We start from the raw sequence: 10929 nt of genomic DNA on the forward strand, positions 1-10929 counted from the left end.
CAGACCTTCACGGCGCTCGATCTCCCGCAACAGCATCAGCCCAGCGTCGGAACTCATGTCGGCACCCTCAAATCCGAGCAGGACCTGCTTGCCATTGACCGGTGACAAACACAGACGAGAGGGTGTAGAAACATCCATGGTGAGGCTCGGCATCCTGAAGAACTGCGGCTTTGGGTGTAGGAACCATAAAACTACAGCTCTTCAAGTAGTTAAGCCAGTCTCACCAACTCCTCATGCATAATTCGGGTTAAAACGGAACGTCCTGATCATCCCCGGTCGGCTGCACATAGGCGGCCTTGACGTTTTTGAACCCGGCCGGGAACTGCACGGTCAGCGTATCCTCGGCCATGCCCATGATCCGGCCCTCTCCGAACTTCGCGTGGGTCACGCTGTCACCGACGCTGAAACGCGCAGCCGGTTCGGCGTCGATGGTCAGTGGCGTGCGCTGCACAGGTGCCTTGCGCGCCGCAGCCTGCGCCTGCATCCGCTTCCATCCGGGCGAGTTATAGACATCGGCCTTTGCGGCGCGGTCATGCATGTCGGTTCCCGCATTCGCCCCTGCAAAGGCCATGGCCGCGCCATAGCCGCCGCCATACAAGCCGGGCGGGGTCAGCACCTCGACATGTTCGGCGGGCAGTTCATCGACAAAGCGAGACGGCATCGAGCTTTGCCACTGCCCGTAAAGCCGCCGGTTGCCCGCAAAGCTGATCGTCGCCAGCCGTTCGGCGCGGGTAAGGCCGACATAGGCCAGCCGACGTTCTTCCTCCAGGCCCCTGGTACCGTCCTCGTCCATGGCGCGCTGGTTGGGGAACAGCCCATCCTCCCATCCCGGAAGGAACACGACCGGAAATTCCAGCCCCTTGGCGGCATGCAGCGTCATGATGCTGACCTGTTCGCCCGCTGCCCCGTCGTCGCGATCCATGACCAGCGCCACATGTTCCAGAAAGCCCTGAAGATTATCGAATTCCTCCAGCGCCTTGACCAGCTCCTTGAGGTTTTCCAGACGTCCCGGCGCATCGGGCGACTTGTCGTTCTGCCACATCGCCGTATAGCCCGATTCGTCCAGAATCCGTTCAGCCAGTTCGACATGGCTGACCGCGCTGTCGATGGCATCGGCATGCCAGCGCCCGATCGAGGCCATGAAATCGCGCAGATTGGCCAGCCCCTTGCCGCCCAGATGGCCTTCCTCGACCACGATCCCCGCGCCCTCAAGCAGGGACACGCCATTCTGCCGCGCCACCCCCTGAATGGTCTGCACCGCCTTGTCACCCAGTCCGCGCTTTGGGGTGTTGACGATGCGTTCAAAGGCCAGATCGTCCTCGGGGCCGACCACCAGCCGGAAATAGGCCATGGCGTCGCGGATTTCGGCGCGTTCGTAGAATCGCGGTCCACCGATCACCCGATAGGGCAGGCCGATGGTCATGAACCGGTCCTCGAAGGCCCGCATCTGATGGCTGGCCCGCACGAGGATAGCGATGTCATTGAGACCGACCTCAGCCAACGCGTGTCGATGTCCGCCCTGAAGGGCCTCGATTTCTTCGCCGATCCAGCGGGCTTCGGCCTCGCTGTCCCAATGGCCGATCAGCCGGACCTTCTCGCCCGGTCCGGCCTCGGTCCAGAGGGTCTTGCCAAGCCGCCCGGCATTGGCGGCGATCAACCCCGAGGCCGCCGCCAGAATCTGTGGGGTCGAGCGGTAATTCTGTTCCAGCCGGATCACCTGCGCGCCGGGGAAATCCTGTTCGAAGCGCAGGATGTTGCCGACCTCGGCCCCGCGCCAGCCATAGATCGACTGATCGTCGTCGCCCACGCAGCAGATGTTGTGATGCGCCTGCGCCAGCAGCCGCAGCCACATGTATTGCGCCACATTCGTATCCTGATATTCGTCCACCAGAATATAGCGGAACCGGTCCTGCCAGCCTTTCAGCACATCGGGATGCGCCTGAAACAGCGTCACGCAATGCATCAGCAAATCGCCGAAATCGACAGCGTTCAGCGACAACAGCCGGTCCTGATAGGCCGCGTACAGCCTTCCGCCCCAGCCGTCAAAGGTATGCGCCTCGCCCTTGGGCAGTTTCGCGGGTGTCAGGCAACGGTTCTTCCAGCCGTCTATCAGATATGCAAGCTGCCGCGCGGGCCAACGTTTTTCGTCCAGATTTTCGGCTTGAATCAACTGCTTCATCAGCCGGATCTGGTCATCCGTATCCAGAATGGTAAAGCTTGGCTTCAGATGCAGCGCGCCATTGCCGATCAGTTCCGCATGGCGGCGCAGGATCTTGACGCTGATCGAATGGAACGTGCCCAGCCACGGCATGCCCTCGACCGTTTCACCCAGCAGGCGGCCAATGCGGTCCTTCATCTCGCGCGCGGCCTTGTTGGTGAATGTCACCGCCAGAATCTGCCCCGGACGCGCCCTGCCCTGCATCAGCAGATGCGCGATCCGCGTGGTCAGCGCCCGCGTCTTGCCCGTGCCCGCGCCCGCCAGCATCAGCACCGGCCCCTCCAGCACCTCGACCGCCGCGCGCTGCGCCGCGTTCAGCCCGTCCAGATAGGGCGCGGGCCGCGCGGCCATTGCCCGCTGCGACAGGGGGACGCCATCGAAATCGTCGGAATCGTCAAGAAGCTCCATCCTGCCACCATAGGCGCTGCCGCGCACCAAGGAAAGCCCGTGTTCATGATGCGTTCCAAAAACCGGGCATCTGGTCAGCGGCCCGGCACCCGGCTAACCTGCGCCGGTATTTGACAGGAGGCAGAGATGAAACTGACCTGGCTTGGGCATTCCGGTTTTCGGCTTGAAATCGAGGATGCGGTGATCCTGATCGACCCGTGGCTGACGGGAAATCCGATGTTCCCCGAGGATCAGAAAGAGACCGCCATCGCGGGCGCCACGCATCTGCTGGTCACGCACGGGCATTTTGACCATTCAGGCGATGCGCTGGCGCTGGCAAAGGACAGCAAGCTGCCCTTTGTCGGCATCTACGATCTGGTCACAAGCTGGCAGGCCCTGCATGGTATCGAAGGCATCGGTTTCAACAAGGGCGGCACGATCGATCTGGGCGGGGCCAAGGTCACGATGGTCAATGCCTGCCATTCAAGTTCGGTTCAGGGCCCCGACGGGCCGGTCTATACCGGCCACGAATCGGGTTACATGATCGCGGGCGAGGGGCATGTGATCTATCTGTCGGGCGATACCGACATCATGGCCGACATGGCCTGGATGGGCGAATACCATCAGCCTGACATCGGCATTCTCAGCGCGGGCGGGCATTTCACCATGGACATGAAGCGCGCGGCCTTTGCGGCACGGAAATATTTCAAGTTCAACACGGTGATCCCCTGCCACTACCGGACCTTCCCGGTCCTCGAACAATCGGCGGATGCGTTGCGGGCAGGTCTGCCGGGCGTGAATGTGATCGAACCCGAGGTTCTGAAGGCCATCGAGCTGTGAGCTATCAGCGTTTCGACGATCCGGCGGGCGGCGGCGATCATCCTGCCCGTCTGGCCGCCCTGCGCGCACGCATGCAGGCCGGGGGGCTGGACGCCTTTCTGGTGCCGCGCGCCGATGCCCATCAAGGCGAATATGTCGCTGCGGCCGATGCCCGCCTGGCATGGCTGACCGGCTTTACCGGCAGCGCTGGCTTTGCCATCGTGACAGCGGATCAGGCGGGCGTGTTCATCGACGGCCGCTATCGCGTGCAGGTGAAAAACCAGATCGACCCCGACCACTTCACTCCGGTCCACTGGCCCGAGGTCAAGCCTGCGGGCTGGCTGTGCGACGCCCTGCCAGCAGGCGGCACGGCGGGTTTCGATCCCTGGCTGCATACCCGCAAGGAAATCGGGGCTCTGGAAACGGGGCTGAAAGGCAGCGGCATCGCGCTGGTGGCGATTGACGCGAACCCGGTCGATGCGGTCTGGACCGACCGCCCCGCCCCTCCGGTCGGCGCGGCACGGGCGCATGACGACGGGCTGGCGGGCGAGACGGCGGCGCAGAAACGCGCGCGGCTGGCCGAGGGGCTGCGCAAGGATGGCCATGCCGCCGCCTTCCTGTCCCTGCCCGATTCGATCAGTTGGCTGCTGAATATCCGTGGCAGCGACCTGCCCAGAAATCCCGTCGTGCAAAGCTTTGCCTTGCTGGCCGATGACGGCCATCTGGCGCTGTTCGCCGATCCCGCAAAGTTCGACGCATCGCTGCGCGCCCATCTGGGTAACGAGGTCACGATCCACCCGCCCCAGGCCCTGCCCGCCACGCTTGCCAGCCAGAAAGGCCCGGTCCGGATCGACCCCGCCACCGCGCCCGAGGCCGCCTTTCGCCTTCTGGATCAGGCGGGCACGCAAATCGCCCTTGCGCCGGACCCCGCCATCCTGCCAAAGGCGCGCAAGAACCCGGCCGAACTTGACGGCATGCGCGCCGCACATCTGCGCGACGGTGTGGCGATGGTGCGGCTGCTGGCGTGGCTGGATGCGCAGAGCCCGGCGGATCTGACCGAAATCGACGTCGTGCGCAAACTTGAATCGCTGCGCATCGACCAAGGGGCCATCGACATCAGCTTTGACACGATCAGCGGCGCGGGCCCGAACGGCGCCATCGTCCATTACCGCGTGACCGAAAGCAGCAACCGCCGCCTTGCGCCGGGGCAGATGCTGCTGATCGATTCCGGCGGCCAATATCCCGATGGCACCACCGACATCACGCGGACCCTGCCTCTGGGCGACCCGCCGGCGGATGCCGTCGCGCCCTTTACCGCCGTCCTGCGCGGCATGATCGCGATCAGCCGCGCCCGCTTTCCGGTCGGTGTAAGCGGTGCGCATCTGGACGCTCTGGCGCGGCAGTTCCTGTGGCAGCAGGGGCTGGATTACGATCACGGCACCGGCCACGGAGTCGGAGCGGCGCTTTGCGTGCACGAAGGCCCGGCGCGGATCAGCCGCCTCAGCGACCTGGCGCTGGAACCCGGCATGATCCTGTCGAACGAGCCGGGATATTACCGCGAGGGCAGCTTTGGCATCCGCACCGAAAACCTGATCGTCGTGACCGGAATACAGGCCGAACCCGGCCGCAAGATGCTGGGATTCGAGACGCTGACCCTCTGTCCCATCGACACCCGCGCCCTTGATCCCGATACCCTGTCCCGTGACGAAGTGGCTTGGCTCGACGCCTATCACGCGCGGGTCCGGCAGGCCATATTGCCGCTTCTGGGCGATGACCACGCGGCACGTGACTGGCTGGTTCGCGCGACGGCGCAGCTTGGCTGATACAGCCGGGGGTCCGGGGGACGCGCAGTCCCCCCGGCCATCGCGGGACGCAAAAAACGCCGCGCGCTTTGCGCGCGGCGCCCGCAACCGCTGTCACAGGCTGTTCAGAATCCGGTCTGCCTCGGCGCCGCAAGGGGTCAGTGTCGCCCGGTCCTCGCCGGGAAAGAACCGGCCCCGTACGGCGGTCGGCATCCCGGCGGGCGCGGTGATGACCACACGCGGACCAACCTTCGCCGTCTCGGCCTGCCAGCTTCGCGCCAGAGCGATCTGCGCCGCCTTGGTCGCACCATAGGATCCGAAGAATTTCTCGCCCGCCCGCGCATCGTCGAAAAACAGCGCCGTGCCGCGGCGGGCCAGCAGCAGGGGTTCCAGCAGCGCGATCAGCCCGCGCACCACCTCGACATTCAGCAGCAGCGATTTCGACCAGTCCTTGCCGTCGATATGCGGCGCGGGCGACAGGGGGGCGGCGTGGATCGCCGTATGCGCCCAGAAATCCAGCCCGCCCCAGCGTCCGGCAATGGCCTGGGCCATCTGCTGCATCGCCGGGGCTTCTGTCACATCCATCGGAGCCAGCGTCGCCGCCCCGCCCGCCTTTCGGATCCGGTCGTCCAGTTCTTCCAGCCCGCCAACGGTGCGCGCCACCGCCAGCACATGATAACCCCGCGCGGCCAGCCCTTCGGCCAATGCCGCGCCCAATCCCCGCGATGCGCCAGTGACCAGCGCCAGTTTCCGTGTCGTCTCGCTCATGTCCGCCCCATTGCCACCGGCATCCGGCCGGCGCAAGCCCGCAAAGGAAAGGGGCCCCCGAAGAGGCCCCACCCGATTCCGCCCGGCACTCAGCGCCGGGTCAGATCCACATAGTCGCGCCGCGCGCTGCCGACATACAACTGACGCGGACGGCCGATCTTGCCCTGCGGATCAGCGATCATTTCTTTCCACTGGGCAATCCAGCCCACGGTCCGCGACATCGCAAAGATCGGCGTGAACATCGAGGTCGGGAAGCCCATCGCCTCAAGAATGATGCCCGAATAGAAATCGACATTCGGATACAGCTTCTTGTCCACGAAATACGGATCCTCAAGCGCGATCCGCTCCAGTTCCTTGGCAACCTGCAAGGTCGGGTTATTGTGGACACCCAGCAGTTCCAGAACCTCGTCGGCCGATTCCTTCATGACCTTCGCGCGCGGGTCGAAATTCTTGTAGACCCGATGGCCAAAGCCCATCAGCCGGAACGGATCGTCCTTGTCCTTTGCGCGCGCGATAAATTCGGGGATCCGGTCCACCGAGCCGATTTCGCGCAGCATTTCCAGACAGGCCTGATTGGCGCCGCCATGTGCAGGCCCCCACAGACAGGCGATGCCCGCCGCGATACAGGCGAACGGGTTCGCGCCCGACGACCCGGCCAGACGCACCGTCGAGGTCGAGGCGTTCTGTTCGTGATCGGCATGCAGGGTAAAGATGCGGTCCATCGCGCGCGCCAGCGCCGGATCCACGGTATATTTCGCCGCCGGAACCGAAAAGCACATGTTCAGGAAGTTCGAGGCATAGTCCAGTTCGTTATTGGGGTAAACGAAAGGCTGCCCGATCGAGTATTTATAAGCCATCGCCGCAATGGTCGGCAGTTTCGCGATCAGCCGGATCGAGGCAACCTCGCGCTGCCAGGGATCGTTCACATCGGTCGAATCGTGGTAAAAGGCCGACATTGCGCCCACCACGGCCACCATGGTCGCCATCGGATGCGCATCGCGACGGAACCCACGGAAAAAGTTGTGCATCTGCTCGTGCACCATGGTGTGATTCGTGACGCGATTTTCGAAATCCACCAATTGCTCGGCACTGGGCAGGTCGCCATACAGAAGCACATAGCAGACTTCCAGGTAATGCGACTTGTCCGCCAGTTGCTCGATGGGATAACCGCGATACCACAATTCACCCTTGTCGCCGTCGATATAGGTGATGGTCGATTCGCAGCTTGCGGTTGATGTGAACCCCGGATCGAAGGTAAAAACATCCGCCTGACCATAGAGCTTGCGAATATCCAGCACATCCGGCCCTTCGGTCGGGCTGAGTACCGGCAATTCGACATCCGCTCCGTTCAATCGCAGTGTGGCGGTTTTCGATTCGGCCATTCAAATGTCCTTTCCGGCTGAGCCGGGCCCCTGCCGCACGGCATGAAAGACCCGGACATGTGAGAGCAGGCTACCCTGCCATATCCGTCTGATCCTGCAACCGGGCCAGCGATTCCTCGCGGCCAAGTGCCGTCATCATGTCAAACACGCTGGGGGTTGCAGTACGGCCAGCCAGCGCGGCGCGAAGGGGCCCCGCAAGTTTGCCCAAACCGACACCGTTCTCCTCGGCCACGATCTTGGCCGCCTGTTCCAGCTCGTCTCGTGTCCAGCTAGCATGCTGCACTGCGGCAGTCAATGATTTCAGCATACCACGGGATACCGAATCCAGCGATTTTGCCGCTTTCTCATCCACCTCGACGGGCCGGCCGATCAACGCGAACCGCGCCTGATCCAACAATTGCGGCAGGGTTTTCGCCTTTTCTTTCAACACCGAAAGCGCGGGTGCCAGCCGGTCCTGCTGAAGCGCGGTCAGGGGCGCGGCCCCGGTCCCGGCCAGATAATCCCGCAGCGCGTCCATCAGCGCCTCATCGGGCATCGCACCGATATGGTGGCCGCTGACATGTTCCAGCTTCCTGAAATCCAGCCGCGCCGGGGCCTTGCCGATTCCGCCCAGAGCGAACCATTCGCGCGCCTCGGCGTCACTGAACAGTTCATCATCGCCATGGCTCCAGCCCAGCCGCGCCAGATAGTTGCGCATTGCCGCCGCCGGGTATCCCAACACCGCGAATTCATGCAGTCCCACTGCGCCATGCCGCTTGGACAGCTTCTTGCCGTCCTCGCCGTGAATCAGTGGAATATGGGCATAGACCGGACGTGACCAGCCCATCGCGTCGATGATCTGCACCTGCCGAAAGGTGTTGGTCAGGTGATCGTCGCCCCGGATCACATGGTTGACGCCCATGTCGTGATCGTCCACCACCACCGCCAGCATATAGGTCGGCGTGCCGTCGCTGCGCAGCAGGATCATGTCGTCAAGCTGATCGTTGGCGACCCGCACCTCGCCCTGCACCGCATCCTGAATGACGGTTTCCCCCTGACGCGGTGCCTTCAGCCGGATCGCAAAGGGCAGATCGGGCAGATCGGTCGCGTCACGCCACGGGCTTTGAAACGGCTGACGGGGATGCGCCTCGCGCCATTCGGCGATCTCTTCGGGCGTCGAGAAACATCTGTAGGCCGCGCCCCGCGCCAGCATCTCGCGCGCGATTTCGGCATGGCGGTCCTTGCGGGCGAACTGGCTGACGGGATCGCCGTCCCAGTCCAGCCCCAGCCATTCCAGCCCCTTCATCAGTGCGGCGGTCGCCTCGGGCGTGGATCGGGCGCGGTCGGTATCCTCGATTCGCAACAGGAACCTGCCGCCCCGCCCGCGTGCGAACAGCCAGTTGAACAGTGCCGTCCTGGCCCCGCCGATATGCAGATAACCGGTCGGAGAAGGGGCGAAACGGGTAACGATCTGGTCGGTATCGGACATCTGGGCCTTCTTCTGCGCGTTCATCCGGCGGCGTTAACGCTTTGGTAAGCGGTTGCGTGCCATGGTTCGGGGCAGAGATAAAGAAACGCCCGCGAAAGGACAAGAATGACGCCCCGTTCCGGCAGCCTGCCGACGACGGTGCCACCAGCCGGCCTGCCCGGGTTTGCTCCGGCCCGGCGCAGGCCGGACAGGCACGCCACCCCGCCACGCCCCCACCACGCCCCGGCCAGCCGCGCGGGGTTGTTCGTCTGGGTTCCGGTCCTGCTGGGGGCGGGTATCGGTCTCTGGTTCGTCGCCCCGCTGCCCGGCTGGGGCCGCCTGCCGCTGCTTGCGGTCGCGGTGGCCGCGCTGGTGATTGCCCGGCTGGCGCTGCCGCTGGCAGAAACGGGCCGCATCGGCTGGCCGATCGCCGATGCATTGCGCATCGGCGGGCTGGCCGTGGCACTGATCGCGGCAGGGACCGGGCTGGCCGCACTGCGATCCGCGCTGGTGGCCGCGCCGGTACTGGAATGGCGTTACTACGGCCCGGTCGAGGGGCGGCTGATCGAAATCGACCGTTCCGCCCGCGACCGGATCCGCCTGACACTGGATCAGGTCACGCTGCGCAACCTGGGCCGCGACCGGATACCGGCACGGGTCCGGCTGTCGCTGACGGATCAGACCGAGGGCACATTGCCGCCGCTTGGCAGCCGGGTCATGCTGACCGGCCATCTTGGCCCGCCCCCCGGCCCCGCCTCACCCGGCAGCTTCGATTTCCGCCAGCATGCATGGTTCGAACGGATCGGCGCGGTCGGCTATTCCCGCACCCCGGTTCTGGCCGCCGGCCCGCCCGAGGGCGGCATCTGGGGCATGCACCGCGCGCGAATGGCCCTCAGCGCTGCCATGCAACAGCGGATCGGCGGGCAGGCGGGCGCGGTCGCCGCGGCCCTGATGACCGGCGACCGCTCCGGCATTTCCGAGGCGACGAATGAAATCATGCGCGCCTCGAACCTGTATCACATCATCTCGATATCCGGGCTGCATATGGGAATGCTGGCCGGTTTCGTCTATGGCGCGCTGCGGCTGGCACTGGTCATCGCACAGGGCTTTGGCCGGATGCTGCGCCTGCCGGTCCACAAGCTGGCGGCGGCCGGCGCGATGGGTGCCGCCGCCGCCTATCTGTGGCTGTCCGGCGGCGGCGTCGCGACCGAGCGCGCCTTTGTCATGGTCGCGGTCATGCTGGGGGCCATTCTGGCGGATCGACGGGCCATATCGCTGCGGACCGTGGCGCTGGCCGCGACGATCATCCTGACCGTCACCCCCGAGGCGCTGACCTCGCCCGGCTTTCAGATGAGCTTTGCCGCCACCATCGCGCTGATCCTGATCTATGGGCCATGGGCGCGCATCTCGCCGCGCCTGCCCTTCTGGCTGAGGCCGGTGGCGATGCTGATCCTGTCGTCCCTTGTCGCGGCGATGGCGACATCGCCCATCGCGGCGGCGCATTTCAACCGCATGGCGCAATACGGGCTGCTGGCCAATCTGCTGGCGGTGCCGGTCATGGGCACGCTGGTCATGCCTGCGGGCGTGATCGCCGCGCTGCTGGCGCCTCTGGGACTGGCGGGTCCGGCGCTGTGGGTGATGGGGGCCGGAACCGCGTGGATGCTGCGCGTGGCTGAATTCGTCGCGGGCCTGAACGGCGCGGTCACGGCCCTGCCCCTGCCCCCCGCCGCCGTTATGCCGCTGATGGGGTTCGGCGCGGTGGCAATGGTGCTGTGCTGGCGGCACGGGCTGACGGCGCGACGGCTGACCCCCCTGTCGGCGGGGTTCGGCGCGGGGGGCGCGATGCTGGCAGCGGCGGCGGCGCTGTGGCTGACGGCAACGCGCCCGCTGCTGCTGATCGCGCCCCAGGGCGAGGCGGCAGGGCTGATGACCCCGTCCGGCCGCGCTCTGTCCAAACCCGCAGGCGGTGCCTTTGTCGTCAAGACATGGCTGCTGGAAGATGGCGACACCGCCACACAGGAACAATCCGCCGCCCGCCCGGCATGGTCCGGCGATCGCCGCGACAGACGCGCCTCCCTGCCCGGCGGCTGGCACGTGCTGCACTTC

General features: G+C 65.2%; 7 protein-coding genes. 3 read left to right on the plus strand and 4 right to left on the minus strand.

Annotated elements, in window-relative coordinates; translation table 11 throughout:
• Positions 1-247: 247 nt before the first annotated feature.
• On the minus strand, positions 248-2626 hold the full coding sequence (locus ACK5L9_RS05480) for an ATP-dependent helicase (RefSeq protein WP_416910446.1): 2379 nt from the start codon (positions 2624-2626) through the stop codon (positions 248-250).
• A gap of 126 nt (positions 2627-2752) precedes the next feature.
• Here ACK5L9_RS05480 and ACK5L9_RS05485 point away from each other — a divergent pair, with 126 nt between their 5' ends.
• Entirely contained in the window at positions 2753-3445 is a 693-nt protein-coding gene (locus tag ACK5L9_RS05485; RefSeq protein ID WP_416910447.1) for a metal-dependent hydrolase, read from the plus strand.
• Positions 3442-5247, plus strand: coding sequence for an aminopeptidase P family protein (locus ACK5L9_RS05490; protein ID WP_416910448.1), 1806 nt, complete (start codon positions 3442-3444; stop codon positions 5245-5247). The genes ACK5L9_RS05485 and ACK5L9_RS05490 overlap by 4 nt, the downstream gene beginning before the upstream one ends.
• 93 nt (positions 5248-5340) lie before the next feature.
• Here the strand turns inward: ACK5L9_RS05490 and ACK5L9_RS05495 are convergent, their stop codons facing one another.
• The 3 genes from ACK5L9_RS05495 to gltX all read right to left on the minus strand — a co-directional run bounded on the left by ACK5L9_RS05495 (position 5341) and on the right by gltX (position 8844).
• Entirely contained in the window at positions 5341-5994 is a 654-nt protein-coding gene (locus tag ACK5L9_RS05495; protein ID WP_416910449.1) for an SDR family NAD(P)-dependent oxidoreductase, read from the minus strand.
• A gap of 89 nt (positions 5995-6083) precedes the next feature.
• Positions 6084-7376, minus strand: coding sequence for a citrate synthase (gene gltA / locus ACK5L9_RS05500; RefSeq protein WP_416910451.1), 1293 nt, complete (start codon positions 7374-7376; stop codon positions 6084-6086).
• A 70-nt stretch (positions 7377-7446) separates the two neighbouring features.
• Complete coding sequence (gltX, locus tag ACK5L9_RS05505) at positions 7447-8844, minus strand: glutamate--tRNA ligase (protein ID WP_416910452.1); 1398 nt, start codon at positions 8842-8844, stop codon at positions 7447-7449.
• 105 nt (positions 8845-8949) lie between these two features.
• Here gltX and ACK5L9_RS05510 point away from each other — a divergent pair.
• Positions 8950-10929 (plus strand): ComEC/Rec2 family competence protein (locus ACK5L9_RS05510; RefSeq protein ID WP_416910454.1); only part of this gene is annotated, 1980 nt, incomplete at its 3' end.

This window comes from Paracoccus sp. (in: a-proteobacteria) (assembly GCF_047973135.1).
Taxonomy (GTDB): domain Bacteria; phylum Pseudomonadota; class Alphaproteobacteria; order Rhodobacterales; family Rhodobacteraceae; genus Paracoccus.

Coding starts and splice junctions, on each gene's coding strand:
- ACK5L9_RS05495 (WP_416910449.1), bottom strand. CDS start 5,994: ATGAGCGAGACGACACGGAAACTGGCGCTGGTCACTGGCGCATCGCGG.
- gltX (WP_416910452.1), bottom strand. CDS start 8,844: ATGTCCGATACCGACCAGATCGTTACCCGTTTCGCCCCTTCTCCGACC.
- ACK5L9_RS05480 (WP_416910446.1), bottom strand. CDS start 2,626: ATGGAGCTTCTTGACGATTCCGACGATTTCGATGGCGTCCCCCTGTCG.
- gltA (WP_416910451.1), bottom strand. CDS start 7,376: ATGGCCGAATCGAAAACCGCCACACTGCGATTGAACGGAGCGGATGTC.
- ACK5L9_RS05485 (WP_416910447.1), top strand. CDS start 2,753: ATGAAACTGACCTGGCTTGGGCATTCCGGTTTTCGGCTTGAAATCGAG.